Genomic DNA, 25,651 nt, shown 5'->3' with positions numbered 1-25,651 from the left:
GGCGGCGACTCAGACGTCGAAGGGGACGTCTCCGATGTCACCGATGACGTCGATGAGGCGGGCGTGGCCGTCCTCCAGGTCGTACTCCACCCCGACGATCGCGCAGCGGCCCTCGGTCACAGCCTTGGCGATGGCCGCCGAGTAGGAGTGCAGCATCGACATCGTGTGGCGCACGTGCTCGCGGCGCAGCACGTCGGTGTTGGGGGAGACGAATCCGCCCTCAGCCGAGGTCAGGCTGACGATCGAGGGGATCACCCGGTCGGTGACCGCGCGGATGAAGCCGTTGGGCTGCTCGCCGGTGGTCAGGGCGTGCACCGCGGCCCCGATCGCGCCGCAGTTGTCGTGCCCAAGCACGACGATGAGGCGGGTGTCGAGGATGTCGACGCCGTACTCGATCGACCCGACGACCGTGGTGTCGACCACGTGACCGGCGGTGCGGACGACGAAGACGTCGCCGAGGCCCTGGTCGAAGATGATCTCCGCAGCGACGCGGGAGTCCGAGCAGCCGAAGACGAGCGCGAAGGGGTTCTGCGCCACCTTGATCTGCTCGCGACGGTCGAAGCCCTGGGAGGGGTGGAGCATCTCGCCGGCGATGAAGCGGTTGTTGCCGTCGCGGAGCTCGCTCCAGGCTGCGGTGGGGGAGACGTGGTGGGGCATGGAATTCCGTCCTGGTCGATCGGCCGAGCGCCAGCGGTCGCGGCCTTCGTGGTGCGCCGTGCCGTGTTCTCGTGTAGTTCTGAGGATAAGCAGAGATGCTCGTCGCGACGTGCAGCGTCCATGGTGTCCATGACGTCAGGGGGTGCCGTGGCGGCGAACGTCCTGAAGAACTGTACTGGCGGTACGACGTCATCTCGGACCCACGTCAACGTAGACGGGAGCCATCGTGCGAAGTCGCTCGAAGCTGCGGTGCATGCTCGTGGCATGCGCCCTCGCCCTGCCGCTGGCCGCGTGCTCGAGCTCCGGCTCGGACGTGCCAGTGCTCACCTGGTACACCAACCCGGACAACGGCGGACAGGCCGAGATCGCCAAGACGTGCACCGCGGCGGCCGAGGGTCGCTACCGCATCGTCACCTCGGGCCTGCCCACCCAGGCGGCCGCCCAGCGTGAGCAGCTCGCCCGACGCCTCGCGGCCCACGACTCCTCCCTCGACATCATCAGCCTGGACCCCCCATTCATCCCCGAGCTCGCCACCTTCCTCGCCCCCGTGCCCGAGGACGTCGCCGCGGTCGTGTCCAAGGACGTCACCAAGAGCGCGCTCCAGGGCGCGAGCTGGGAGGGCGCGCTCGTCACCGCACCGTTCTGGGCCAACACGCAGCTGCTCTGGTACCGCAAGTCTGTGGCGGAGGCCGCCGGGCTGGACATGACCCAGCCGGTCACCTGGGACCAGGTCATCGAGGCCGCCGCCTCTCAGGACAAGCTGCTCGGCGTGCAGGGCATCAAGGCAGAGTCCCTCACCGTGTGGGTCAACGCCCTCGTGGCCTCAGCGGGCGGGGCGATCGTGGAGAACCCCGAGGCGCCTCAGGACGAGATCACGATCGGCCTGGACAGCGACGCGGGCCGCGCGGCGGCGACCATCCTGCAGAGCATCTCCCAGACCGGGGTCGGTGGTCCCGGCCTGCCGACCGAGGACGAGAACGCCTCGTTGACCGTGTTCCAGGGGGACAGCGGGTCGTTCATGGTGAACTGGCCCTTCGTCTGGGCTGCCACCCAGGCCTCGGTCGAGGACGGCACGATCGACCAGTCCGTCCTGGACGACATGGGATGGGCGCTCTACCCGGCCGTCTCCGCCGACCGCCCGGTCGCTCCGCCCTACGGGGGCATCAACCTCGGCGTCGGGAAGTACTCCAAGCACGTGGACCTCGCCTACGAGGCTGTGGAGTGCATCGTGGCGCCGGAGAACCAGGCGCAGTACTTCGTGAGCAACGGGAACCCGCCCGCGAGCAGCGTCGCCTTCGACGACCCGGCCGTCCTCGAGGAGTTCCCGATGGCCCCGGTCATCCGTGACTCCCTCGAGCTCGCGGTCCCGCGCCCCCAGACCCGGTACTACAACGAGGTGTCCTCCGGCCTGCAGGAGACCTGGCACCCCATCTCGAGCGTCAACCCCGACACGACACCGCAGTACTCGACCGAGTTCATCACCGCCGTGCTGCAAGGGAAGAGGCTGCTATGACGGCCCAGACCGCCCCCGCCCCAGCCCCACCGGACCCCGGCCCGCAGCGACCGCGTCGCACCGCGGTCCGCAGCGACCGGGCCCGCGCCGAGCGGCGCCTGGGCTGGTACCTCGCCGGGCCTGCCTTCGTGGTCATGCTCGCTGTGACCGCCTACCCGATCCTGCAGGCCTTCTACGAGTCCCTGTTCAGCTTCCGCCTGACCGCCCCCGAGGACCGCAAGTTCGTCGGCCTGGAGAACTACGCCGTCGTGCTCACGGACTGGGTGTTCTGGCGGGCGCTGCTGGTCACCGTCCTCATCACGGTCATCACCGTCGTGGTCGAGCTCGTGCTGGGCTTCGCGCTCGCGCTCGTCATGCACCGCGCGGCCCGCCAGCTGCGGGGGCTGCTGCGCACCGCGATCCTCGTGCCCTACGGCATCATCACCGTCGTCTCGGCCTTCGCCTGGTTCTACGCCTTCGACATCAACTCCGGCTTCATCAACCAGTGGTTCGACTGGGTCCCGGGCATCAGCCCCGACCTCAACTGGTTCGCCGGGACCGGGACGAGCCTCTTCGTCATCATCGCCTCGGAGATCTGGAAGACGACGCCGTTCATCTCGCTGCTGCTGCTCGCCGGGCTGGCGCAGGTCCCCGGCGACCTCGAGGAGGCGGCGCGGGTGGACGGGGCCACCGGGTGGCAGGTGCTCCAGCGGGTGGTCCTGCCGAACATGAAGGCGGCCATCATGGTCGCGGTGCTGTTCCGAGCGTTGGACGCCTTCCGGATCTTCGACAACGTCTTCATCATGACCAACGGTGCGTACAACACCGAGGTGCTGTCCCTGCTCGCCTACAAGACGTCGATCGTCCGCCTCGAGATCGGCCTCGGGTCCGCCATCTCGGTGCTGCTCTTCCTCTGCGTGATCCTCATCTGCTTCGTGGCCGTCAAGCTCTTCAAGGTGGATCTCGCCAGCTCACGAGGGGAGAAGTCATGAGTGCCCTGACCGCCCGCCAGCGGATCGGCTGGGGCGTGATCACCGTCTTGGTGCTCGTCTACGCCCTGTTCCCGGTGGCTTCGATCGTGGCCACCTCCTTCAAGCTGCCCAGCCAGCTCAACACCGGTACCTTCCTTCCCGAGACCTGGTCAGGGACCAACTACGAGTCGATCCTCGCGCCGTCGGGCGCAGCGCAGGAGCTGTTCCTGTCCGCGCTGCGCAACTCGGTGGGGATCTCCCTCATCGCCACGGCCATCGCCGTCGTGCTCGCCACGCTCGCCGCCTACGCGATCGCGCGGCTGGACTTCCCCGGGAAGAAGCTCATCCTCACCACGGCGCTCGCGGTGTCGATCTTCCCGGTCATCTCGATCGTCACCCCGCTGTTCAACCTGTGGCGGGCGATCGGGCTGTACGACACGTGGCCCGGCCTGATCATCCCGTACCTCTCGCTCACCCTGCCGATCTCCATCTGGACCCTCGCGGCCTTCTTCCGCCAGATCCCCTGGGAGCTCGAGCAGGCCGCGCAGGTGGATGGCGCGACGACGTGGCAGGCCTTCCGCAAGGCCATCGTGCCGCTCGCGGCGCCGGGGGTGTTCACCACGGCGCTCATCGCGTTCTTCATCGCGTGGAACGACTTCGTGTACGGGATCTCGCTCACCTCGACCAGCGCGGCCCGCCCCGTTCCCGCGGCGCTCGCGTTCTTCACCGGTGCGTCGCAGTTCGAGTCGCCGACCGGTGCGATCTCCGCCGCTGCTGTGGTGGTCACCGTGCCCGTGGTGATCCTCGTGCTGCTCTTCCAGCGTCAGATCGTGGCAGGGCTGACCCAGGGGGCGGTCAAGGGATGAACCAAGTCGAAGGAGTGGACACATGGCTGCCATCACGCTGAAGGACATCGTCAAGAAGTACGGAGATGGCTTCCCTGCGGTGAACGGCGTGAGCCTGGACATCGCCGACGGGGAGTTCGTCATCCTCGTCGGTCCGTCGGGCTGCGGGAAGTCGACCCTGCTGCGGATGATCGTGGGCCTGGAGGACATCACCGACGGCGACCTGGAGATCGGAGGGGTCCGGGTCAACGAGAAGGCGCCCAAGGACCGGAACCTGGCGATGGTCTTCCAGAACTATGCCCTGTACCCCCACCTGACCGTCGCGGAGAACATCGCCTTCCCGCTGCGCCTGCACAAGGGCGCCTTCACCGAGGACGAGATCCAGGCGAAGATTGCCCACGCCGCCGAGACCCTCGAGCTGACCGACCACCTCGACCGCAAGCCCGCCAACCTCTCCGGCGGCCAGCGCCAGCGCGTCGCGATGGGGCGCGCGATCGTCCGCGAGGCGGACGCCTTCCTCTTCGACGAGCCCCTGTCCAACCTCGACGCCAAGCTGCGCGGGCAGATGCGCACGGAGATCGCCCGGATGCAGCGCCGGCTGGGGACGACCACGGTGTACGTCACCCACGACCAGACCGAGGCCATGACGCTGGGCGACCGGGTCGCGGTGCTGCGCAAGGGAGAGCTGCAGCAGGTGGCGAGCCCCCGGGCGCTGTACGAGCAGCCGGTCAACCTTTTCGTGGCCGGGTTCATCGGTTCCCCGCCGATGAACTTCATGCCCGGTGAGGTGGCGGACGGGCAGATCACGTTGCCCTTCGGGACCTTCACCATGCCCGATCGGATCGCCCAGGCGGTGGGGGACCGGTCCCTGGTGATCGTCGGGCTGCGCCCCGAGCACTTCGAGGACGCGGCGCTGGTGGAGGAGTCGAAGAAGGGCACCGGCGAGACCTTCGACGCGGACGTCGACGTGACGGAGTGGCTCGGCTCGGAGCTCTACGCCTACGTGCCCTTCCAGACCCACCCTGACGTGGCCGCCAAGCTCGAGGAGCTCGACCGGGACCTGGACGGGGAGGGGATGCGGACCCAGTTCATCGTCGGTCTGGACTCCGCGAGCCGGGTGCGCGACGGCGACACGACGACGCTGTGGTTCAACCCCGAGAAGATGCTCATCTTCGACCCCGAAGGCGGGGAGAACCTCACGCGGGACCTCGACGAGGTAGCCCGCCTGGACCGCGAGAACGAGGAGGACCGCAAGGCCTCCCTGGCTCGCGCCCACCGCAACGCCGCGGCAGCCGAGGGCGGTCAGACCGACGGCGGACAGCTCAAGGCGGTGAGCTGAGCGGGTCGGGGGACCCGCTCAGCCCTGCTGCACCGGGGATGTCAGCCCAGCTCCGCCAGCCGCGGCGGGTTCGCGCCGGCGCGTGAGACGGTGATCGCCGCGACGCGGACGCAGCGTTCCAGGACGGTGCGCAGCACGTCGGAGCCGATGGCTTTGAGGGCCGGTCGCTTGGTCGCCCCGAGCAGGTCCGCCCCCCACAACCCGTCGATGAGCGCGCCCATGAAGGAGTCGCCCGCTCCGACGGTGTCGGCGACCGTGACGCTGGGTGCGGCGACCGTGATGCGCTCGGTGGCGGTGTAGGCCACCGCGCCGTCGCCGCCGTAGGTCACCACGACGACCGCCGGGCCGGATCGCTGCCACGTGGTGGCGATGACGGACAGGTCCGCGCCGGGGTAGAGCCACAGGAGGTCTTCGTCGCTGACCTTGACCACGTCCGCGGTCCGGACGAGCGCCTCGATCTGCGGGCGTGCCTGCGCAGGTGATCCCATGAGGGTCGGGCGCACGTTGGGGTCGTAGGTGATGGTCGCGCGGTGGCGCAGGCTCTCCAGGAGGGTGCGCACCGCGCTCGCCCCGGGAGCGAGGACAGCCGCGATCGAACCGGTATGGACCACGCTGGTGCCCTCGGGGACCACGACGTTCCTGGGCAGGTTCCAGTCGAGGTCGAAGGTGTACGTCGCCGCGCCGTCGGCGCCCAGGTGCGCCGTCGCGATGGACGTCGAGGCAGCCCCGTCGCTGCCGGGTGACAAGGCCACCTGCGAGCCGGCCAACCACTTGCGGATGAGGTCGCCGTAGACGTCGGAGCCGATCCAGGTGAGCAGCTCGGCCGGTCGCTGCAGCCGTCCCAGGGTGAGGGCCACGTTGGCCGGGCTGCCGCCGGGGTGCTCAGCGATCCGTCCGTCGGCGCTGTGGACCACGTCGATCAGCGCCTCGCCGATGACCAGGGCGGTCGCCTCGGGCGGTGCGGGCCGTGCGCGGGGTGTCATGGGAGTCCTACTCGTCGTCGGGTGAGGGAGCGGAGGCAGCGTCGCCGGTCGCGCCGGTGCCGCCGGAGCGCGCGGCGTCGAGCTTCTGCCGTGCGCCGTCGAGCCATTCCTGGCACCGAGCGGCCAGGGCTTCGCCGCGCTCCCAGAGGGCGAGGCTCGCCTCGAGGGGCTCGCCGCCTGCCTCGAGGCGGGAGACGACCTGGACGAGCTCGTCGCGAGCCTGCTCGTAGGTGAGGTCAGCGACGTCGGCGCCGGGGGCGGACGTGGGGTCAGGAGCCATGGGTGTAGTCAACCAACTCTCTCAGTGGGCGCTCGCGGCGATCTCGCCGTGAGCAAGTCGAATGCGCAGCGCGTCGCCGCTGGTCACGTCGTCGGGGGAGCGGACAACGCCGCCGGCGGGCCCGTGCACCACGGCATAGCCGCGCTCGAGGGTCGCGGCGGGGGACAGGGCGCGGACCTGGGCCTCGAGACGGTCGACGGTCGATGCGGCGTGGAGCAGCAGACGGTCGAGCTGGCGGCGCGAGCCCTCGAGCAACCCGGTGATCTCCCGGTCGCGGGAGTCGATCATGGTCTGCGGTGCGGCGAGTACCGGGCGCGAGCGCAAGGAGTCGAGCCCGGCCTGCTCGTGCGTGACCCGCGAGGTGATGGCTCCGCGGATGCGGCTGAGGGCCTGGCTGATCCGGGCCCGCTCCTCGCTGACGTCGGGGACGATGCGCCGTGCGGCGTCGGTCGGGGTGGAGGCGCGGTAGTCGGCGACGAGGTCGAGCAGCGGCGCGTCGGTCTCGTGGCCGATCGCGGAGACCAACGGCGTGCGGCAGGCCGCTGCAGCGCGCACGAGGGTCTCGTTGCTGAAGGGCAGCAGGTCCTCGACGGCGCCGCCGCCGCGGGCGACGACGATGACCTCGACGTCAGGGTGGGCGTCGAGCTCGGCGATCGCCGCGCTGACCTGCGGCACGGCGGCGACGCCCTGGACAGCGACCTCACGGATCTCGAAGCGCACCTGCGGCCAGCGCGCGCGGGCGTTGACCACGACGTCGTGCTCGGCCTTGGACTCCCGCCCGCAGATCAGCCCGACGACGTGGGGGAGGAAGGGCAGCGGCTTCTTGCGGGAGACGTCGAAGAGGCCCTCCGCGGCGAGCAGGCGCTTGAGGTGCTCGATCCGGGCCAGCAGCTCACCGATGCCGACCGGCTTGAGCTGGTCGGCCTGGAGCTGGAAGGAACCGCGCTTGGTCCAGAAGGTCGGCTTCGCGTGGACGACGACGTGCGCGCCCTCCTCGAGCGGTGCGCCGACAGAGTCGAGGACCTTGGCGTAGACCGAGACGGGCAAGGACATGTCGGAGTCGGTGTCACGCAAGGTGAGGAAGGCCATGCCGGCGCCGGGGCGACGGTTGAGCTGGACGATCTGCCCCTCGACCCACAGCGGGGCCATCCGGTCGATGTAGTCGCTGATCTTCGCCGAGAGCAGGCGGACCGGCCACGGGTTCTCGGCCGTGGTCTCGGCCGCCTTGGCGGCGAGCGGGGCGCGCGGCGGAGTCGCGCCGGTCGGCTGGCCGGGGCTCAGGGGTGCTGTCGAAGGTGCCACGGCACTAGCCTGCCTCATGCCACCGACAAGTCCGCACCCGACGAGCCACAGAGCGGATCCATGCAGGAACGATGGTGGGATCGGTGAGGGTGTCATGGAGCACCCTCTCAGGCCCCGTCGTCGGCGTGCCTGTCGCCTAGACTGGCCGCGTGACGCCTACTCCTTCAGCAGCTGAGCAGCCCGCCGTGATCGCCCCGACCAACCTGTCCGCCGAGCAGCCCAAGCGGGTCTTGCTCGCCGCCCCGCGCGGCTACTGCGCCGGCGTCGACCGAGCGGTGATCGCGGTCGAGAAGGCTCTTGATCTCCACGGTGCGCCGGTCTACGTGCGCAAGGAGATCGTCCACAACAAGTACGTCGTGGAGACCCTCAGCGACCGCGGTGCGATCTTCGTCGACGAGACCGACGACGTCCCCGAGGGTGCGCGCGTGGTGTTCTCCGCCCACGGTGTGTCCCCGGCCGTCGTCGCTGCGGCGAAGGTCCGCAACCTGCAGACCATCGACGCCACGTGCCCGCTGGTGACGAAGGTGCACAAGGAAGCCGTGCGGTTCGCCGACGACGACTACGACATCTTGCTCATCGGCCACACCGGCCACGAGGAGGTCGAGGGCACCGCCGGCGAGGCGCCGGACCACATCCAGATCGTCAACTCCCCTGACGAGGTCGACAAGGTGACGGTCCGCGACCCAGACAAGGTCGTGTGGATCTCCCAGACCACGCTCTCGGTCGACGAGACGATGGAGACGGTCCGCCGTCTCCGTGAGCGCTTCCCGACCCTGCAGGACCCGCCCAGCGACGACATCTGCTACGCGACCCAGAACCGTCAGGTCGCGGTGAAGAAGTTCGCGCCGGACTGTGACCTGGTCATCGTCGTGGGGTCGAAGAACTCCTCCAACTCCGTGCGCCTCGTCGAGGTCGCGCTGCACGCCGGTGCCCGCGCGTCTCACCTCATCGACTACGCCAAGGAGATCGACGAGTCCTGGCTCAAGGGTGTGCGCACCGTCGGGGTCACCTCGGGAGCCTCGGTCCCCGAGATCCTCGTCCAGGAGGTGCTGGCCTACCTCGCCGAGCGCGGTTACGGCACGGTCGAAGAAGTGCGCACCGCGACCGAGGACCTCATGTTCTCGCTGCCGCAGGAGCTGCGCGCGGACCTGAAGAAGGCCGGCTTCGCCGAGCCGCGCCCCAAGCGCGGACCGCGCGCCGAGCTCAAGGTCGAGGCGCTCTGAGCCCGCGGTCAGCAGGCACGCGCCCGGGTCGCGGCGCGGTGAGGCTCGGGGCGTGCCTGGCGGTGTTGGTCGTCGGCGGGTGCTCCCCGGCGCAGACGCCGGCTGAACCCGCGCCCGCTGCGCCGTCGAGCGTGCCGGGTCCGTCCGAGCAAGACCTTGGGCCGGGCTGGGACGAGAAGGGCGATGCCCCCGTGACGCCCGACGCCGAGCTCACAGCGGCTGACCTCGCGGGCATGCTGCGCCTGCCGGCGACCGCGCCCAGCACCTCCACGTCGTGCCGGCCGGAGGCGGTCACTGTCTCCCTGATGTTCTCCGACGCCGCGATGGGGCACCGCTACGGCGTGCTGACCGTTGTGAACGACTCGTCCGAGGCGTGCAGCGTGCAGGGATACCCCGGGATCGGGGCGCGCGGCGGCTGGGGATCAACCTTCCAGCTCGCGGCCGAGCAACGAGACCCGATCGCCCCGTCCGCGACCCAGGACGAGGTGATGCTCGCACCCGGGGGATCGGCGGTCGCGAACATGGAGTGGACCGGTGAGCTCGCCGGTGCCCAGTCCGAGCCCATCTCGCTGCTCGTCGTGCAGCTCACGACTGACGGCGAGGTGATCGGTCATCCGGTGTCCGCAGAGTCGACCGGGATTCCGGAGCCGGACACCGGGATCGACATCGGGATGATGACGACCGTGCGCGTCGGCCCGCTGCAGCCTGAGAGCGCGTCAGCGTGAGTCCCGACGCTCGGCGCCTGGACTAGCCCCGAGGTCAGCCGGAGCGTTGCCCGGTTCGTCGGTCCGATACGTGTCAGGCAGGTCGAAGGTCCAGCCGTTCACAAAGGTCATGGCGATGTTCTCGCCGTCGACGCGATGGTGGTGGAACCGGCAGAGCAGTGCGCCGTTGGAGGGGGTGGTCTCTCCGCCGTCCGCCCAGTGACGGACCGCGTGGTGCACCTCGCACACGTGCGGTGGTGCCTCACAGCCGGGCCAGACGCAGTGCCGGTCACGCGCGACGACGGCGCGGCGATGCTCCTTGGTGAAGGTGCGTTGGGTGCGGCCGATGTTGAGGATCTGGGAGTCGGGACCGAAGATGACTCGCGTGATGTCGCTGTCGCACGCGATGCGTCTGAGGACCTGATCGGGGATCGGGCCGGTGCCGTCTTCCCAGGTGGGCGGTCCTGCGCGGAGCTGAGCCTCCAGGAGCTGAGGGGACCACTGCCCGCCCGGGTCGCTGTTGTCGTCAGTCCGTGAGGCGACGGTGCCCTCAGCGGTGCTTCCGGTGCTTGCCGGTGCGCGCGAGGCATAGAGGTCGGTGAACTGGTCCCAGGTGACAATCACGGACAGGTGCGGGCGGACGTTGGCGCCCTTGCCGGCAAGGCCGCCGTCGAGGAAGAGCTGGGAGAGGTCGGTCATGGCGCGCGCGCGACGGACTGAGAGGGGCTGGACGTCGTCGGCGGACGGGACCCCGGTGACCGCCCGCAGTGCGGTGGCGACCAGCTGACCGTGCTCGATGGTCAAGAAGCCGCTGATCTGGACCCCGTCGATGGTCGGTGACAGCTGCAGAAACTCCTTCGCGGCGGCGTCGGTGAAGGCTCTGTCTTGAGCGTCGGGATCGCACACTGCTGCAAAGTACTTCGCGACCCGCGTGAAGTCGGAGAAGTGACGCCCCGACGCGAGGCCCAAGAGCATCTCTTCGCCTGATCCGACTCGAGGCTCCGATGCGGGCACAGCGTCGTCAGAACCCTCGCCATCGACCGCTAGCTCCTGGGCGAAGGTCGTGGACGGCGCTGGGGCGTCGAGGGTGACTGGCGCGCGCAAGGCCTCGCGGATCGCGTCCGTGGATGCGGTCCTGACCATGATGGTCACGTGCTCGTCGGTGACGGTCCCCGCTCTGGCCTGTGCGGCGGTGACCGGGAGGTGGTCTCGAAGTGCCCGCGCGGTGGCGACCGTGCGGCGCGCCAGCGAGGGGGACAGGTTCTCCGCGCTGGCCAGCCAGGACGTGAAGGAGTGCATGGTCTCCAGGCCCCACAGGCCCTCGGACTCGACCCGTGCGATCCAGCCAGAACGCTGCGCCTGCAGTCGGTCCACGCCGCGGTGCACCCGCGCAGATGCCTCCGCCGCGACAGACCCTGGCACGTCGCAGGGATCGGCTGACGTGAGGGCGTCGACCAGCGCGTCGAACAAGGCCAGCTGCGCCAACAAACCCTCCGGCACCTCGACAGGAGCGCCAGCCTCAGCCTGCGCTTGCGCCTCGGCCTGCGCCTCCGCCTGCGGCCAGGTCGTCCGGATGATGCGTTCGAACTCGACCTCGACGAGACCCTCAAGGCCCGTCGTGCCACAGGTTGCCCCACAGTCCGACGGGGTACTGCTCAGCCGCGCGTGTGCATCAGGAGAGAGTGGCGCGCTGCGAAGAGACGATTCCATCGACTGCATGTCACCCCTCCGGACGTAGGTAGGACGGTGCGATCCCCTGCAATCCATTCTATCGAACCTATGTACGAAACACAACGGATTTCACCATCATGTTCGGTTCGTGGCATGAATCCGATACGGAGGCCGAGCTTGGCGCGCCCACCCGTTCCTAGCCGCAGAGCGTCACGCCGGGAAGACCCCTGTCGACAGGTACCTGTCCCCGCGGTCGCACACGATGAAGGCCACCGTCGCACCGGTGACCTCAGCTGCCAGGTCGAGGGCGACGGCAGCCGCCCCGCCCGAGGAGATGCCGGCGAAGATCCCTTCTCGGCTGGCCAGCTCGCGGGCGGTCGTCTCCGCGCGAGTCTGACTGACGTATCGGAGCTCGTCGATGTTCGTGGGGTCGTAGATGGCGGGCAGGTACTCCGGCGCCCACTTCCGGATCCCCGGGATGCGGGAGCCCTCCTCGGGCTGGACCCCGATGATGCGGATCTCAGGGTTGCGCTCCTTGAGGTACCGCGCGGTCCCGGTGATGGTGCCCGTCGTCCCCATGGAGCTGACGAAGTGGGTGATCCTGCCCGCGGTGGCGGTCCACAGCTCAGGGCCGGTCGTGCGGTAGTGGGCGAGGGGGTTGTCGGGGTTGGCGAACTGGTTGAGGACCCGGCCGTCGCCAGCCCGTTCCATGGCGTCGGCCAGGTCGCGCGAGCCCTCCATGCCCTCGGTATGCGGGGTCAGGACGAGCTCCGCGCCGTAGGCCTTCATCGTCTGGGCGCGCTCGACGGAGAGGTCGTCCGGCATCACGAGGATCATCCGATAGCCCTTGATCGCCGCGGCCATCGCCAGTGCGATGCCGGTGTTCCCGCTGGTCGCCTCGATGAGGGTGTCTCCGGGGGAGATGTCACCGCGTTCCTCGGCGTGCTCGATCATCATGAGCGCCGGGCGGTCCTTGATCGAGCCCGCAGGGTTGTTGCCCTCGAGCTTGGCCAGCACGGTGGTTCCCTGCCCCGCGCCGGAAGCCAACCGCTGCAACCTGACCAGCGGAGTGTTCCCGATGGTCTGGGCCACCGTCGGGTAGCTCGGTTCGGTCGGGTCGGCTGACATGGGGACTCCCGGGGTGCGTAGACGGATTCCTGGTCAGGTTACCGTCAGTGCCGGGCCTGCACGGGCTCCTCGTCGAAGGACCCGTCGGCATCGTCCTCCGCCCACGTCACCACGCTCAGCTGCGGTGCGACCGCGGGCGGCTGGGTCAGTTCGCCGTCCACGACGTCCAGCTCGTTGAAGCGGCGGGCGCTGACCAGCACACGGCTCTCGAAGGAGGCCACGGCCTTGTTGTAGGCACCAGCCGTGGAGGAGATGCGGCTGCCGAGGTCGGCGAGGTGTCGGCTGAGAACCCCGAGCCGTTGGTGAAGCTCCTTGCCCACCTCGAGCACCTTCTGCGCGTTCTCCGCGAGGGCCTCCTGGCGCCAGGCGTAGGAGACGGTGCGCAGCAGCGCCATGAGCGTCATCGGGGTGACGATGACGACGTTGCGCCCGAAGGCGTACTCCAGCAGTCCCGGGTCCTCCTCGACCGCTGCCGACAACAACGGCTCAGCCGGGATGAACATGACGACGAACTCCGGAGTGGGGCTGAACTGGTCCCAGTACCGCTTCCCCGCGAGGTCGTCGATGTGCTTGCGCACGTGGCGTGCGTGGTCGGACAGCCGCCGCGCCCGCACCGCCGGGTCGGTGGCCTGCTGGGCGTCGAGATAGCCGAGGAAGGCGACCTTCGCGTCGACGACGATGTTCTTGCCGCCGGCGAGGTGGACCACCATGTCCGGGCGCAGTGCGCCGTCGTCGGTGGTGACGTGGCTCTGCTCGACGAAGTCCACCCGGTTGAGCATCCCGGCGACCTCGACCACCCGGCGCAGCTGCACCTCACCCCACGCGCCGCGGATGTCCGAGGTGCGCAGGGCGCTCACCAGGGAGCTCGTCTGCTGTCGCAGCAGCTCCGAGGCGTCTCGCATCCCGCGGACCTGCTCGCCCAGGGCGGCGGAGCTGGCGATCCGGGACTCCTCGGCGGCGGCCATCTGCTGGCGGACGTCGGTGAGGGTGCGGGTGAGCGGGTCGACGAGGGCCTGGACAGCCTGGGTCCGTGAGGCCAGGTCGGCCTGCCCGGCCACCTGGGTGGAGCGCAGGCGCTGCTCCGCCAGCCCGAGGAACTGCTCGTTGTTGGAGGCCAGGGCCTCGGCGGCGAGAGCGCGGAACTGGTCGGAGAGGCGGTCCTGGTCGTGCTCCATCGCCTGGATGCGCGCGCCGGCGCTGCGTCGCTCAGCTGCGAGCTCCGCCTCCGCGCGGGTCTGGCCGAGCTGGGCGTCATGGGTGCGCTGCGCCCCTCGCACGATCCCGACGAGATACCCCACGACGACGCCGACCACCGCGGCCGCTGCACACCAGATCACTGTTTCCATGGTGACACTGTGCCTCACCCCACTGACATGGATGTTCAACCGCCTGACATGGCGTTCTGGCACTAGGTTGGGCTCATGACCAGCGCTGATCACGAAGCGACAGCCGGAGCCCCGCCCGCCCTGAGCGTGCGAGGCCTGTTCAAACGCTTCGGGGAGAAGATCGCCGTCGCAGGGATCTCCCTCGACGTCCCGGCCGGGTCCTTCTACGGGATCGTCGGGCCGAACGGCGCGGGCAAGACGACGATGCTGTCGATGGCCACCGGCCTGCTGCGTCCCGACGGCGGCACCGTCGCGGTCGACGGCGTCGACCTCTGGACCAACCTCTTCGAGGTCAAGAGCACCCTCGGTGTGCTGCCTGACGGGATGGCGACCTTCGACCGGTTGACCGGCGCACAGTTCGTCACCTACGCCGGGCTGCTGCGCGGCATGGATCGCGCCACGGTCACCGCGCGGACGGCCGACCTGCTCGCCGCCCTCGACCTGCGCGAGTCTGCCGACAAGCTCATCGTCGACTACTCCGCCGGCATGACCAAGAAGATCACCCTCGCCGCTGCCCTCATCCACGCCCCGCGGGTTCTCGTGCTCGACGAGCCCTTCGAGTCCGTCGACCCCGTCTCCGCCGCGCACATCCGCGAGATCCTCACCGAGTACGTCCGCACGGGAGGGACCGTCATCGTGTCCTCCCACGTCATGGACCTCGTGCAGCGCATGTGCGACCACGTCGCCGTCGTGGCCGGCGGGCAGATCCTGGCCGCAGGCACGATCGACGAGGTCCGCGCCGGACGATCCCTGGAGGACCGCTTCGTGGAGCTCGTGGGGCGCTCGCACACCGCGGAGGGCCTCGCGTGGTTGCGCACCTCGTAAGACTCAAGCTGGTGCTGCTGGGCAACGCCCTCAAGCGCAGCGTCTGGCAGATCCTCGGCCTCATCTTCTCCCTGCTGTACGCCTCCACCGCGGGCGCCGCGCTCTTCGCCGGTCTGGCCTACCTCAGCCGGCGGGACATCGACATGGCCGCCACCGTCGTCGTCTTCGCCGGTGGTCTGCTGCTGCTCGCCTGGTGGTTCCTGCCGCTGGTCGCCTTCGGCATCGACTCCACCCTCGACCCGCAGCGCTTCGCTCTCTTCGCCATCCGCCGTCGTGACCTGTTGTGGGGGCTGGGGCTGGCGGGCCTGGTCGGTGTGCCGGGGCTGCTCACCGTGCTGCTCACCCTCGGCACCCTGCTCGTGTGGCGCGACTCCCCGGCGGCGATGCTCGCCGCGCTCGTCTCCTGGCCGGTCGCGGTGGCGACGTGCGTCGTCGGCTCTCGGGCGACGACGACGACGCTCGCCCCGCTGCGCTCCTCGCGCAGGTTCCGCGAGGTCACCGGGGTGCTCGTCTTCCTGCCGCTGCTGGTCATCGCGCCGCTCGCGGCGTGGGCATCGGCAGAGATCGATGCCGACCGGGTGACGATCGAGCAGGCGGCCGAGGTGGTGTCCTGGCTGCCCTTCGGCGCCGTGTGGGGGGTGCCCGCCGCGGTCGCGGCCGGGGAGCCGGTCGTCGCGGTCGCCAAGCTGGCGATCGCGGTGGCTACCCTCGTCGCCCTCGTCGCGCTGTGGGCCTGGGCGCTGGACCGGACGCTGGTCACCCCGGCGCGCAGGGACGGCAGCAGCACCCGGACCTCGGGGCTGGGCGTCCTGGGGATCCTGCCGGCGACGGCCACCTGGGCGGTCGTCGCGCGCTGCCTCGTCTACTGGATCCGCGACCCACGGTATGTCGGGTCGCTCGCGGTGGTGCCGCTGCTGCCCTTCCTCGTGAACTTCGTCGACCCGGGGACCGGGATCGCCCTGCTCGCCCTGGCGCCGGTCACGGCATTCATGCTCGGATGGATCATCTCGGCCGACGTCGCCTACGACCACACCGCCTTCTGGCTCCACGTGGTCACGGGCGTGCCCGGGCGGGCTGACCGGCTGGGCCGGGTGATCGCAGCCGGCCTCGTCGGGGTGCCCGTCACGGTGGTGTTCACCGTCGGTGCGGCCTGGTACACCGGCCGGTGGGAGGACCTGCCGGCGGTGGTGGGGGCGAGCTTCGGGGTGCTGCTGACGTCGCTGGGGCTCTCGAGCGTCATCTCCGCGCGCTTCGTCTACCCCGTGCCCAAGCCCGGCGACGGTCCGTTCAGCACCCCGCAGGGGTCAGCCGTGGCCAACCTGACGATCCAGACCGGGGGCTGGCTGGTGCTCGGCCTGCTCGTGCTGCCCGAGATCGGGCTCGCGGTCGCCGCGATCGCGACCGGCAGCACCACCCTGGGGTGGGCGGCGTGCGTCACCGGGCTGGTGCTCGGCGTCGTCGTCCTGGTCGCCGGGGTGCGCCTGGGCGGGCAGCTCTACGACGCTCGCTCCGCCGAGCTCATGCAGCAGGTCGTCGCGATCAGCTGACTCGGCGACCGGGACGCGGCGCCGCTCAGGACGCAGCCCGCTGCGTCGTCCGCCCGCTGATCGCGACCGCCGTGAGCGCCAGGGCAGCCGTCAGCGCGAAGCCCGCGAGGTATCCGGTGACCCCGGCCGAGGCGACCAGCCACGTCGTGGCCGTCCCGACGATCGCGAGCACGAAGGCACTCGTCAGGGCGTCGGCCACCTGCAGGGCGGAGGTGTTCGACCCCTGGGCGCGGACGGGGGAGAGGTCGAAGACGAGCAGCGCGAGGGTGGGGTAGACCATCCCGATGCCCAGCCCGGCCAACGCCCACCCGGCGATCGCGGTGTACGCGCTCACCTGCGGGACGACGAGCAGCGAGACCACGACGATCCCGGTGGACAGCAGCGACGTCCCCACACGCAGGAAGGTCACGTTCGACCACGGCAGGCGGCTGCGCACGACAGCGCCGAGCGACCAGGTGACAGCGCCCGCGGTCAGCACGATGCCGGACCGCGCGGGGCTGAAGTCCCGCTCGTGCTGGAGGATGAGCGGCAGGAAGACCTCCGCGGCGAAGAAGGCCGCCGCGACCAGCCCGCGCAGCGCGATAACCGTCGGCAGCCCGCGGCGAGCACGCAGCGTCCCCGCCGGCAGCAGCCGCGGCCCGCTCACCAGGACCGCCGCGACGCCGAGGCCGATCATGAGATAGCCGAGCAGGTCGTGGTTGCGCGAGCCCAAGGACATGAGCGCCACGCCGGCGCTCGCCGCCCCGGCCCACCACAGGCGCGAGCGCCCCTGGCCAGACGGGGCCCCGGCGTCGGGCACGGGGTCCTGCGGGGCGGGCCGCGAGGTGGTGCGCACCGCGGAGACCAGCAGCGCGGTGGCTGGCAGGGCGAGGATCGCCACGGCCAGGAACACCCACCGCCACCCGGCGTGCTCGACGACGAAGCCCGCCACGACCGGCCCCACCAGGGAGGGGATGACCCAGGCCGCCGAGAACATCGCGAGCACCCGAGCCCGGACGTTGCCCTCGAAGACGCGCGCCACGACGATGTAGAGGGCGACGATGTACGCCCCGGACCCCAGGCCCTGCAACGCCCGGCCGACGATGAGCACCTCCATCGACGGCGCCAGGCCAGCGAGCAGCAGGCCCGCGACGAAGACGGCGACGCCGCCCAGCAGCGCCGGCCCCACACCACCGCGGTCGGTGGACCGCCCGGCCAGGACCATGCCCATGACCGACGTCGCCATGGTCATGGCGAAGGCCGGGGCGAAGAGGGAGAGCCCGTCCAGCGCCTCCGCGATGACCGGCATGGCGGTCGAGACGGCCATGGCCTCGAAGGCGCCGAGAGAGACGAGGGCGATCATCCCGACGAGGACCGGGGTGTTGCCGAGCGGCGCCCGCGGTGCCCGTGGCGCCCGAGGTGCCTTCGGTGGGCGCCCGGCCGAGTCAGCGGGAGCAGGCAGATCTGGAGAGGGCAGAGCGGTGGTGTTCGTCATGGTGGTCCTCGGTCGTTCGTCACCGCCCGGGGAGGGTGGCGCAGGCCCGTCCCGTGCGGTGGGCGTGCGCGCGCCGGACGCGAAGCGTCGGGGCAGCAGGGCGCTGACCGGGAGGGGGGCTGAGCCAACCCTATAGGTAGCCGCGGAGCTACAGCGTGCTGGTCACCTTGAGCAGCGCACGGGGAGCGTCGGCGTCCAGCCCGAGCAGGCGGGACAGCTCGAGCGCGAGGTACTGCACCGCCACGACGTCGACGATCGGGGCGAGGGCGGCCGGGAGGGAGTGCGGGGAGCTCACGTGCGCGACGACGCCCGGGCGCGGCGCGCCGGGGCCGTAGGTGATGGTCGGTGAGCCGGAGGCGACGATCCGGTCGACGACCTCGGCCATCGGGTCCGCAGGAGAGTCCGACGCCAGCAGCGCCACGGTGGCCACGGACGGGCTGAGCATGGCGAAGGGTCCGTGCAGGAGGTCCGCGGCGCTGAAGGCCAGCGACGGGACGTAGCAGGTCTCCATGACCTTGAGCGCGCCCTCCCGGGCCGTCGCGTGCCCGTAGCCGCGCGCGGTGAAGAGGAGCTGGGAGCTCTCGCTCAGCGCTGGCACGGTCGCCACCACGCGCGCCACCTGCTCCCGCACGGTGAGCATCGCCGCGGCGGCCCGGGGCACCTCGAGGAGGTCCGCCGAGGTGAAGGGCTGGGACGGGGCGGCGTCCAAGGTGGCCTCCTGCCGCAGCTGAGCGAGGGCATCGACGAGCAGCGCCGCGGCCATGAGCTCTGCGGTGTACGTCTTGGTCGCCGCGACCGAGCGCTCGGTGCCGGCGAGCAGGGACAGGTGCAGCTCGGCCGCCGTGGCCAGCGCAGACTCGGGGGCGTTGGTCAGCGCGACGGTGAGCGCGCCGCGAGTCCGGGCGGCAGCGAGGGTGGCCACGAGGTCGGGGGAGCCGCCGCTCTGGCTGATCCCCACCACGAGCGTGCCCGGGGTGAAGGGCGAGGCGCCGTAGAGCGTGGTCGAGGACGGCGAGCACAGCCCGGTGGGCAGACCGAGGCGGACCTCCAGGAGGTACTTGAGGTACAGGGCCGCGTGGTCGCTCGATCCCCGGGCCACGATCATCACGGTGTGCGGCGACCGGTCATGGATCACCGCGGCGATCTCGGCGACGTCGGCCGACGCCGCGAGCAGGCGGGCGAAGACCTCGGGCTGCTCGGCGATCTCACGCTCCATGAGAGAGCCCGGCTGGCCCGGCTGGCCCGGCTGGTCGACGTCGGGCAGGGCGGGGGAGTGCGTGGTCATCAGAGGGCCTCTCGGGAAGCGGCACGGTCGTTCGAGCCGGCGCGGGTGGCCGCCTCGAACCAGCCGGTGATGGTCGTGGGATGGGTGATGGCGGTGCCGACGCACACGGCGAAGGCGCCGCGGGCCATGGCGGCCTGCGCCTGGGAGGGGGTGTGCACCCGGCCCTCGACCATGACGGGCAGCGAGCAGGCCGCGACGATCTCGGAGACGAGGTCCAGGTCGGGGCCGACGGTCATGGAGCGCTCCCCGGAGTACCCCGCCAGGGTCGTGCCGAGGATGTCCGCCCCGGCGTCCTGCGCGGCGAGGGCGTCGTCGAGGGACCCGCAGTCGGCCATGACGAGGGCGGTGCTGCGCTCGCGCAGCGCGGTGATCGTCTGGGCCAGGGTGAGGCCGTCCGGTCGAGGCCGGCGGGTCCCGTCGAGGGCGACGACGTGCGCACCGGCCTCGGCGACGGCGACCGCGTGGGTGGCGGTCGGGGTGATGAAGACCGGGTCAGTCCCGTCCTTCCACAGCCCGATGACCGGCACCGTCACTTGCGCGGCGATGAGCCGGATGCTCTCCAGCCCTTGGGCGCGCACACCCCCGGCGCCACCCTCGACCACGGCCCGGGCCACCTGAGCCATGGTGACGGCCTCGTTCATGGCTTCGCCCGGGTAGGCCTGGCAGGAGACGACGAGCTGGCCCTGCAGTGCCTGGAGGATGGGGTTCATGGGGTGTCCTTGGGTGGGCAGGGAAGGGTGAGGGTGCGGCCCAGGTGCCGGTGGGCGGCGCCTGCGGCGCCGACGATCGCGGCCTGGGACCCCAGAGCGGCGGGCAGCACCGGCAGCCCGGCGAGGGGGTCGATGACGTCGTCGCGCAGCGCCTGCAGCATCGGGTCCCACCAGAGGGGCCCGGCCTGCGCCAGCCCGCCTCCCACGACGACGACGTCGGGGTCGAGCACGGTGCAGATCGCGGCGATCGCCCGGCCGACGCACGCGGCCGACTCGGCCACCGCCCGCCGGGCCAGGAGGTCCCCGCCGGCTGCCCGGGCGACGACGGCCCGGGTGTCCGCAGCGGCGTCGTCACCGCCGAGGCGCAGGTAGTGGCGGTGCAGAGCCGGTCCGGAACCGAGGGCCTCCAGGTGCCCGGGGCGGCCGCAGCCGCAGATGAGGCCGTCCGCGCCGGGGACCGGCATGTGGCCCATCTCCCCGGCCAGGTGGTGGGCGCCGCGCAGCGGGGTGCCGTCGAGCACGACTGCCCCGCCCACACCGGTGCCCACCGCGACCATGAGCGCGATCCGGGCCCCGGCGGCGGCACCGAGCCAGGCCTCACCGGCGGCGTGGGCGTCGACATCGTTCTCCACCACGACCGGCAGTGCGGCACCGGTGAGGCCGGCGCTCGCAGCGAGCCGGGCGCGCACGCCCCCGGCGACGTCGGTGCCGGCCCAGCCGGGGAGCACGTCCGTCGCGGAGACGATGGTCCCGCGGCTCGCGTCCACGACGCCGGCTGTGCCGATCCCGACCGCCGCCAGCTGCGGGGCCGGCCCGGCCCCGGCGGCCTGCGCCAGGACTGTCTCGACGAGCCGGGCCACGGAGTCCAGGATGGCGTCGGGGCCGGAGCGGGCCGGGGTGGGGACGGTCAGGACCGTCCCCACCTGCCCGTCGGCGCCGACGAGCGCGGCGGCGGTCTTGGTGCCGCCGAGGTCGACGCCGACGACGTGGCTCATACCAGCGGGATCCCGCTCGCGGTGAGCACTGCTGCCACCTTGGTGACGTTGTCCCCGACGAAGGCGCCGGCCGGGGTGGACATGCGCGAGTGCGAGATGACGCCCATGAGGTTGAGCGAGGTCTTGAAGGAGCCGACGCCGCCGGCACCTCCCGAGAGCCCGGTCGCCTGGAAGACGATCTCGAAGAGGGCCGCGAGACGGTCCTGCTCGATCCGCGCGTCCTCCCACTTGCCGGCCTGAGCGAGGTCCCAGAGTCGCACGTAGCCCTCGGGGTCGACGTTGCCGAGCCCGGGCACCACGCCGTCCGCACCGAGCAGCAGCATGCCGTCCACGACGACCTCGTGACCGGTGAACAACGCCATGGGCGAGCCCGCGGCGCGGTTGGCCGCCACGAGGCGGCGGAAGCCGACGTCGTCGCCCGAGGAGTCCTTGACCCCGGCGATGACCCCCTCGGTGCCCAGCCGCATGAGCATGTCCAGGTCGAGCTTGACCTGGACGCAGACGGGCACGTCGTAGGCGAAGACCGGCAGCGTGGTCGCGGCGGCGATCTCGCGGAAGTGCGTCTCGATCTCGGGCAGGGAGGTGCGGATGTACAGCGGGGCGGTGGCCACCACGGCGTCGACCCCGGCGGCCTCGGCCACCCGGACCTCGTCGATCACGCGGTTGGTGGAGATGTCGATGACGCCGGCCATGACCGGCACCCGGCCGGCGACGACGCGCACCGCGGTCTCCATGACCTCCCGGCGTGCGGCGTCGGCGAGGTAGGCGACCTCGCCGCTGGACCCGAGGATGAAGACCCCGTGCACCCCAGCAGCGATGAGCTTCTCCAGGAGGCGCTCGTAGGAGGCGTGATCGACGCTGCCGTCAGCGTTGAGCGGCGTGACGACGGGCGGGATGACGCCCTGGAAGATGGGGTTGCTCACTGTGCACTCCGGTTCTTGGTGGCGAGCTCTGGATGGAGCAGCGAAGGTGCCGCGCCGAGTAGCTTGCGGGTATAGGGGTGGTCGGGGGTCGCCATGATGTGGTCGGCGGGCCCCTCTTCGACGACGCGGCCGCCGTGCATGACGGCGATCCGGTCGGAGATGTAGTGGACGGTCTGGATGTCGTGGGAGATGAACACCAGGCTCAGTCCGAGCTCGTTCTTGAGGTCGAGCAGCAGGTTGAGGATCTGCGCCCGGACGGACACGTCCAGGGCCGAGGTGGGCTCGTCCGCGACGATCATGTCCGGCTCCAGGGCCAGCGCCCGGGCGATGGCCACGCGCTGACGCTGACCTCCCGAGAGCTGGGTGGGCAGCACGTCGAGGGCGGAGGCCGGCAGGCCGACCATCTCCACGAGGGCCCGGACCCGTTCCTGGCGGCTGTGCGCCGTCCCGATCCCGTGCACGTCCAAGGGGTCGCGCAGGGCGTCACGGATGAGCATCCGGGAGTTGAGCGCGGTGGACGGGTCCTGGAAGACCGCCGAGACGACGCGGCCGATCCGCTTGCGGGCGGCGGCGTTGCGGTGGGCGATCGCCTCCCCGCGGAAGAGCACCTGCCCGGAGGTGGGCTTCTGCAGGCCCAGCAGCACCTTGGCCGTGGTGGACTTCCCGCAGCCGGACTCGCCCACGATGCCCAGCGTCTCACCGCGGCGCACCGCGAGGGAGACGCCGTTGACGGCGTTGACCACGTCGGCCCGCAGCAGGGTCCCGGTGCGCGCCTTGAAGGAGACGTGGATGTCACGCAGCTCGATGACCGGCGGCGCCTCGACCGCGGTCGGGGTCATCGATGTCGTTGTCTGGGTGGTCATCGGGCTCCTCCGTCGATGGTGACGAGAGCGTGCGCGGGCACGGCGTCGTCGGGCTGAGCAGCGTAGACGTGCTCGGTGCCGGGCAGGGTCCGCATGACCGGGCGGACGTCCCAGGCGCGGCCGGGCTCGGCCGAGCGCGGGGCGAACCGGTCGCCGGTCGGGAAGTCCCTGGGGGAGGGCACGGTCCCGGGCACCTGGTGCAGCCGCCCGACGCCGGACTCGATCGAGAGGACCGAGCCGAGCAGGCCGCGGGTGTACTCGTGCACCGGGTTGGTGAGCAGCTCGACCGTGGGTGCCGCCTCGACGACCTGGCCGGCGTACATGACCGTGATCCGGTGGGCGACCTCGGCCACCAGGGCCAGGTCGTGGCTGACGAAGACCAGCGCGAAGCCGAGCTTCTCGCGGAGGTCGTTGAGCAGGTCGATCACCTGGGCCTGGACGGTGACGTCGAGGGCGGTGGTCGGCTCGTCCGCGATGACGAGCTTGGGGTCGCGGGTGAGAGCCATCGCGATGAGCACGCGCTGGCGCTGACCGCCGGAGAGCTCGTGCGGGTAGCTCTTGAGGGTGCGCGCCGGGTCGAGGCCGACCAGCTCGAGGAGCTCCTCGGCGGTCCGGGTGCCGCCGCGCTTGATGAGCTGGCGGAGCTGGGTGCGGATGAGCATGGACGGGTTGAGCGAGCTGAGCGCGTCCTGGTAGATCATCGCGAGCTCGTGGCCGCGCAGCGCGTTGCGGGACTTCGGGCTGAGCGTGAGCAGGTCTGTCCCGGCGTACCGGATCTCACCGGTGATCTGCGCGGACGGGTCCAGCAGGCCCATGATCGCGAGGCTGGTGATCGACTTGCCGCAGCCGGACTCGCCGACCAGCGCCATGGTCTCACCGGGCCGCACGGAGAAGCTCACGTGGTCGATGACGTCGACCTGGCCGTGACGCTGCGGGAAGCGGATGGTGAGGTTGTCCACCTCGAGCAGCGGCGCGACGGCGCTGTCTGCCACGAGGCGGTCGGAGCGGCTGAGCTCTGCGGTGCGCAGGGCGGCCAGGCGTGCGGCGAGTGGCACAGCCGGCTCCGCGGCGGCGACGGCGGGCTCCCCGTCCTCGATCACCGCGGCGTCGGGCAGGAGCGTGTCGGTGAGGTCGGCGACGTCGGTGTCCGCTGCGGCTGCAGACTGGGCGGCGACGAGGGTGGCGGCCTTGGGCGCCGGAGCGGCGGACGGTGCGACAAGGGCGTCGGTGAGGCCCTCGGAGAGGATGTTCAGGCACAGCACGGTGAGCATGATGGCCAGGCCGGGGAACAGCGTCGCCCACCAGTAGCCGCCCATGACGAGGTCGCGACCAGCGGCGATGATGTTGCCCCAGGAGGGTTCTGGGTCCGGGACGCCGGCCTGGATGAAGGACAGCGACGCCTCGAAGACGATCGCGTCGGCGACGAGCACGGTCGTGAAGACCATGACCGGGGCGAGGCAGTTGCGTGCCACGTGCTTGAGGAGGATGCCCGAGGTGCGGGCGCCCATGACCGTCGCGGCGGCGACGTAGTCCTCGCCGTACTGAGCCAGCACGTTCGCTCGGATCACTCGGGTGAGCTGGGGGACGTAGAGGAAGGCGATCGTGAAGATGAGGACCGGCAGCGAGCGGCCGAAGACCGCGACGAAGACGGCGGCGAGGGCGATGCCGGGGAAGGACATGACGACGTCGAGCACGCGCATGAGGACCTCGGCGACCCACTTGCCGGCGGTGGCCGCGATGGACCCCAGGATCGCCGCGGCGAGCAGGGCGCAGGCGGTCGCGCCGAGGCCGATCATGAGGGAGTACCGGGCGCCGTAGACGACGCGGGCGAAGATGTCCCGGCCCTGGCGGTCCGTGCCGAACCAGTTCTCGCCGCTCGGCGGCTGCACCGGGGTGCCGCTGGCGAGGGGGTCCTGGGTGGCCACGAGCGGGGCGAAGATCGCCGCGAGGACGACGAGGAGCACGAACACCAAGGAGATCTGGGCGCTCAGCGAGAGGGATCCGAAGCGCTGTCCGGGGACGCTCAGCCGCTGGGTGAGTGTGCGTCGCATGGTCACACCGTCCTGATTCGGGGGTTGACGAGGAGGTAGAGCATGTCGACCACGATGTTGATGACGACGAAGGCGAGGGCGACGGAGAGGGTCACGCCCTGCACGAGGTTCGGCTCGTTGTTGGTCACGCCGTTGAGGATGAGCGTGCCCATCCCGGGCAGGGCGAAGATGATCTCGATGACGACGGCGCCACCGATGAGGTAGCCGACGCGCAGGCCGAGAACGGTGATCGGGGTGATGAGCGCGTTGCGCAGCACGTTGCGGCCGATGACCTCGAGCTTGGGGATGCCGGCACCGATGGCGGTCCGGACGTAGTCCTTGTCGAGCTCTTCCACGGTCGCGGTGCGCACCACGCGGGTGAGCGAGCCGGCGACCGGGATGGCGAGGGCGACAGCTGGCAGGACCATCCGGCGCAGGTACTCGCCGGGGTCCTCGGAGAAGGTCGGCAGGTTGCCGCTGGCGGGCAGCCAGCCGAGGCCCAGGGTGAAGGCCTGGATGAGCAGGACCGCGAGCCAGAACGACGGCGTCGCGACGCAGGCGATCGAGAAGATGCGCACCACCTGGTCGAACCACCGGTCGCGGTACACCGCGGCCAGGACGCCGAAGACGAGGGCGAGGACCACGGCGATGACCAGGCCGATGAAGGTCAGCTGCAGGGTGAGCGGGAAGGCTTTGCCCACGGCCTCGCCGACCGACTGGTGGCGGGCGCTGTAGGTGCCCAGGTCGCCCTGGAACAGTCCGACGAGGAAGTTCCAGTAGCGCAGGAAGAGCGGGTCGTTGTATCCGTTGGCCTGGTTGTAGGCGTCGCGCGCCTCGAGCGAGGCGCCTTCACCGAGGGCGGTGATCGACGGGTCGACCTTGGAGAACTGCATGACCACGAAGACCAGCAACGTGATTCCCAGGACCATGAACGGCAGGGCGAGCAGCCGCCGTCCGGTCAGTCGTAGCAGAGCGATCACGCTCTGGCCTCCTTCTTCGGGGGGTGTGGTGACCCGGCT

23 protein-coding genes are annotated in these 25,651 nt (G+C 70.9%); 8 read left to right on the top strand and 15 right to left on the bottom strand.

Annotation, left to right across the window (positions count from 1 at the left end):
• Positions 1 to 9 precede the first annotated feature (9 nt).
• Positions 10 to 657 (bottom strand): carbonic anhydrase, encoded by a 648-nt coding sequence (locus SS2_RS11520; protein ID WP_066464175.1) that lies wholly within the window; start codon positions 655 to 657, stop codon positions 10 to 12.
• A 253-nt stretch (positions 658 to 910) separates the two neighbouring features.
• Between SS2_RS11520 and SS2_RS11515 the strand changes: the two genes are divergently transcribed.
• The 4 genes from SS2_RS11515 to SS2_RS11500 are packed head-to-tail and all read left to right on the top strand — an operon-like array spanning position 911 to position 5,304.
• Positions 911 to 2,170, top strand: coding sequence for an extracellular solute-binding protein (locus tag SS2_RS11515; protein WP_066464173.1), 1,260 nt, complete (start codon positions 911 to 913; stop codon positions 2,168 to 2,170).
• On the top strand, positions 2,167 to 3,141 hold the full coding sequence (locus tag SS2_RS11510) for a carbohydrate ABC transporter permease (RefSeq protein WP_066464171.1): 975 nt from the start codon (positions 2,167 to 2,169) through the stop codon (positions 3,139 to 3,141). The genes SS2_RS11515 and SS2_RS11510 overlap by 4 nt, the downstream gene beginning before the upstream one ends.
• The gene (locus SS2_RS11505; protein WP_066464169.1) at positions 3,138 to 3,986 is read left to right on the top strand and encodes a carbohydrate ABC transporter permease; all 849 of its coding nucleotides are present in this window, start codon (positions 3,138 to 3,140) and stop codon (positions 3,984 to 3,986) included. Before SS2_RS11510 ends, SS2_RS11505 begins: the two co-directional genes overlap by 4 nt.
• 22 nt (positions 3,987 to 4,008) lie before the next feature.
• The gene (locus SS2_RS11500; RefSeq protein ID WP_066464168.1) at positions 4,009 to 5,304 is read left to right on the top strand and encodes an ABC transporter ATP-binding protein; all 1,296 of its coding nucleotides are present in this window, start codon (positions 4,009 to 4,011) and stop codon (positions 5,302 to 5,304) included.
• Between the two features lie 41 nt (positions 5,305 to 5,345).
• On the opposite strand, the gene SS2_RS11495 is transcribed toward SS2_RS11500, so the two are convergent.
• Genes SS2_RS11495 through xseA form a run of 3 tightly spaced genes read right to left on the bottom strand, consistent with a single transcriptional unit; the run spans position 5,346 to position 7,887 of the window.
• Positions 5,346 to 6,287 carry a carbohydrate kinase family protein gene (locus SS2_RS11495; RefSeq protein WP_066464166.1) on the bottom strand — a complete coding sequence of 314 codons (942 nt, stop codon included), beginning with the start codon at positions 6,285 to 6,287 and terminating at the stop codon, positions 5,346 to 5,348.
• A gap of 7 nt (positions 6,288 to 6,294) precedes the next feature.
• Positions 6,295 to 6,567, bottom strand: a complete 273-nt coding sequence (locus SS2_RS11490) for an exodeoxyribonuclease VII small subunit (protein ID WP_066464164.1) — start codon at positions 6,565 to 6,567, stop codon at positions 6,295 to 6,297.
• A gap of 21 nt (positions 6,568 to 6,588) precedes the next feature.
• On the bottom strand, positions 6,589 to 7,887 hold the full coding sequence (xseA, locus tag SS2_RS11485; protein ID WP_083942158.1) for an exodeoxyribonuclease VII large subunit: 1,299 nt from the start codon (positions 7,885 to 7,887) through the stop codon (positions 6,589 to 6,591).
• Between the two features lie 185 nt (positions 7,888 to 8,072).
• Between xseA and SS2_RS11480 the strand changes: the two genes are divergently transcribed.
• Together SS2_RS11480 and SS2_RS11475 are read left to right on the top strand one after the other, a co-directional pair.
• Positions 8,073 to 9,092, top strand: a complete 1,020-nt coding sequence (locus tag SS2_RS11480; RefSeq protein ID WP_157607324.1) for a 4-hydroxy-3-methylbut-2-enyl diphosphate reductase — start codon at positions 8,073 to 8,075, stop codon at positions 9,090 to 9,092.
• A gap of 191 nt (positions 9,093 to 9,283) precedes the next feature.
• Entirely contained in the window at positions 9,284 to 9,817 is a 534-nt protein-coding gene (locus tag SS2_RS11475) for a DUF4232 domain-containing protein (protein WP_066464158.1), read from the top strand.
• Here the strand turns inward: SS2_RS11475 and SS2_RS11470 are convergent.
• The 3 genes from SS2_RS11470 to SS2_RS11460 form a co-directional block, all read right to left on the bottom strand.
• Positions 9,809 to 11,170, bottom strand: a complete 1,362-nt coding sequence (locus SS2_RS11470) for an HNH endonuclease signature motif containing protein (RefSeq protein ID WP_169796299.1) — start codon at positions 11,168 to 11,170, stop codon at positions 9,809 to 9,811. The two genes, SS2_RS11475 and SS2_RS11470, sit on opposite strands and share 9 nt — an antisense overlap.
• A gap of 507 nt (positions 11,171 to 11,677) precedes the next feature.
• Positions 11,678 to 12,595 carry a cysteine synthase CysM gene (gene cysM, locus SS2_RS11465; RefSeq protein ID WP_066464154.1) on the bottom strand — a complete coding sequence of 306 codons (918 nt, stop codon included), beginning with the start codon at positions 12,593 to 12,595 and terminating at the stop codon, positions 11,678 to 11,680.
• 44 nt (positions 12,596 to 12,639) lie between these two features.
• Complete coding sequence (locus SS2_RS11460; RefSeq protein ID WP_066464151.1) at positions 12,640 to 13,941, bottom strand: DNA recombination protein RmuC; 1,302 nt, start codon at positions 13,939 to 13,941, stop codon at positions 12,640 to 12,642.
• Positions 13,942 to 14,016: 75 nt separating this feature from the next.
• Here SS2_RS11460 and SS2_RS11455 point away from each other — a divergent pair, with 75 nt between their 5' ends.
• Both SS2_RS11455 and SS2_RS11450 read left to right on the top strand, forming a co-directional pair.
• Entirely contained in the window at positions 14,017 to 14,805 is a 789-nt protein-coding gene (locus SS2_RS11455; protein WP_066464149.1) for an ABC transporter ATP-binding protein, read from the top strand.
• Positions 14,787 to 16,352: a hypothetical protein gene (locus tag SS2_RS11450; RefSeq protein ID WP_083942156.1), complete on the top strand. Its 1,566-nt coding sequence runs from the start codon at positions 14,787 to 14,789 to the stop codon at positions 16,350 to 16,352. Before SS2_RS11455 ends, SS2_RS11450 begins: the two co-directional genes overlap by 19 nt.
• A gap of 25 nt (positions 16,353 to 16,377) precedes the next feature.
• Here SS2_RS11450 and SS2_RS11445 read toward each other — a convergent pair whose 3' ends face one another.
• The 8 genes from SS2_RS11445 to SS2_RS11410 form a co-directional block, all read right to left on the bottom strand.
• Positions 16,378 to 17,826, bottom strand: a complete 1,449-nt coding sequence (locus tag SS2_RS11445) for an MFS transporter (RefSeq protein ID WP_066464144.1) — start codon at positions 17,824 to 17,826, stop codon at positions 16,378 to 16,380.
• A 148-nt stretch (positions 17,827 to 17,974) separates the two neighbouring features.
• Positions 17,975 to 19,111, bottom strand: a complete 1,137-nt coding sequence (locus SS2_RS11440; RefSeq protein ID WP_066464143.1) for an SIS domain-containing protein — start codon at positions 19,109 to 19,111, stop codon at positions 17,975 to 17,977.
• Positions 19,111 to 19,821 (bottom strand): N-acetylmannosamine-6-phosphate 2-epimerase, encoded by a 711-nt coding sequence (locus tag SS2_RS11435; RefSeq protein WP_066464141.1) that lies wholly within the window; start codon positions 19,819 to 19,821, stop codon positions 19,111 to 19,113. The genes SS2_RS11440 and SS2_RS11435 overlap by 1 nt, the downstream gene beginning before the upstream one ends.
• Complete coding sequence (locus tag SS2_RS11430; RefSeq protein WP_066464138.1) at positions 19,818 to 20,816, bottom strand: ROK family protein; 999 nt, start codon at positions 20,814 to 20,816, stop codon at positions 19,818 to 19,820. Before SS2_RS11430 ends, SS2_RS11435 begins: the two co-directional genes overlap by 4 nt.
• Positions 20,813 to 21,739: a dihydrodipicolinate synthase family protein gene (locus SS2_RS11425; RefSeq protein WP_066464132.1), complete on the bottom strand. Its 927-nt coding sequence runs from the start codon at positions 21,737 to 21,739 to the stop codon at positions 20,813 to 20,815. The genes SS2_RS11430 and SS2_RS11425 overlap by 4 nt, the downstream gene beginning before the upstream one ends.
• On the bottom strand, positions 21,736 to 22,602 hold the full coding sequence (locus tag SS2_RS11420) for an ATP-binding cassette domain-containing protein (RefSeq protein ID WP_066464131.1): 867 nt from the start codon (positions 22,600 to 22,602) through the stop codon (positions 21,736 to 21,738). Before SS2_RS11420 ends, SS2_RS11425 begins: the two co-directional genes overlap by 4 nt.
• Positions 22,599 to 24,653: a dipeptide/oligopeptide/nickel ABC transporter permease/ATP-binding protein gene (locus tag SS2_RS11415; protein ID WP_066464130.1), complete on the bottom strand. Its 2,055-nt coding sequence runs from the start codon at positions 24,651 to 24,653 to the stop codon at positions 22,599 to 22,601. Before SS2_RS11415 ends, SS2_RS11420 begins: the two co-directional genes overlap by 4 nt.
• Positions 24,654 to 24,655: 2 nt before the next feature.
• Positions 24,656 to 25,612 carry an ABC transporter permease gene (locus SS2_RS11410; RefSeq protein ID WP_157607312.1) on the bottom strand — a complete coding sequence of 319 codons (957 nt, stop codon included), beginning with the start codon at positions 25,610 to 25,612 and terminating at the stop codon, positions 24,656 to 24,658.
• Between the last annotated feature and the right edge of the window lie 39 nt (positions 25,613 to 25,651).

Origin of the sequence: Sanguibacter suarezii NBRC 16159 (genome assembly GCF_001552735.1) — a bacterium.
Lineage (GTDB): Bacteria > Actinomycetota > Actinomycetes > Actinomycetales > Cellulomonadaceae > Sanguibacter > Sanguibacter suarezii.
Note: the sequence above shows the minus strand (reverse complement) of the source record. Positions and strands in the feature narration are given on the sequence as shown.

Coding starts and splice junctions, on each gene's coding strand:
- SS2_RS11520 (WP_066464175.1), bottom strand. CDS start 657: ATGCCCCACCACGTCTCCCCCACCGCAGCCTGGAGCGAGCTCCGCGAC.
- SS2_RS11515 (WP_066464173.1), top strand. CDS start 911: ATGCTCGTGGCATGCGCCCTCGCCCTGCCGCTGGCCGCGTGCTCGAGC.
- SS2_RS11510 (WP_066464171.1), top strand. CDS start 2,167: ATGACGGCCCAGACCGCCCCCGCCCCAGCCCCACCGGACCCCGGCCCG.
- SS2_RS11505 (WP_066464169.1), top strand. CDS start 3,138: ATGAGTGCCCTGACCGCCCGCCAGCGGATCGGCTGGGGCGTGATCACC.
- SS2_RS11500 (WP_066464168.1), top strand. CDS start 4,009: ATGGCTGCCATCACGCTGAAGGACATCGTCAAGAAGTACGGAGATGGC.
- SS2_RS11495 (WP_066464166.1), bottom strand. CDS start 6,287: ATGACACCCCGCGCACGGCCCGCACCGCCCGAGGCGACCGCCCTGGTC.
- SS2_RS11490 (WP_066464164.1), bottom strand. CDS start 6,567: ATGGCTCCTGACCCCACGTCCGCCCCCGGCGCCGACGTCGCTGACCTC.
- xseA (WP_083942158.1), bottom strand. CDS start 7,887: ATGAGGCAGGCTAGTGCCGTGGCACCTTCGACAGCACCCCTGAGCCCC.
- cysM (WP_066464154.1), bottom strand. CDS start 12,595: ATGTCAGCCGACCCGACCGAACCGAGCTACCCGACGGTGGCCCAGACC.
- SS2_RS11460 (WP_066464151.1), bottom strand. CDS start 13,941: ATGGAAACAGTGATCTGGTGTGCAGCGGCCGCGGTGGTCGGCGTCGTC.
- SS2_RS11455 (WP_066464149.1), top strand. CDS start 14,017: ATGACCAGCGCTGATCACGAAGCGACAGCCGGAGCCCCGCCCGCCCTG.
- SS2_RS11445 (WP_066464144.1), bottom strand. CDS start 17,826: ATGACGAACACCACCGCTCTGCCCTCTCCAGATCTGCCTGCTCCCGCT.
- SS2_RS11440 (WP_066464143.1), bottom strand. CDS start 19,111: ATGACCACGCACTCCCCCGCCCTGCCCGACGTCGACCAGCCGGGCCAG.
- SS2_RS11435 (WP_066464141.1), bottom strand. CDS start 19,821: ATGAACCCCATCCTCCAGGCACTGCAGGGCCAGCTCGTCGTCTCCTGC.
- SS2_RS11430 (WP_066464138.1), bottom strand. CDS start 20,816: ATGAGCCACGTCGTCGGCGTCGACCTCGGCGGCACCAAGACCGCCGCC.
- SS2_RS11420 (WP_066464131.1), bottom strand. CDS start 22,602: ATGACCACCCAGACAACGACATCGATGACCCCGACCGCGGTCGAGGCG.
- SS2_RS11415 (WP_066464130.1), bottom strand. CDS start 24,653: ATGCGACGCACACTCACCCAGCGGCTGAGCGTCCCCGGACAGCGCTTC.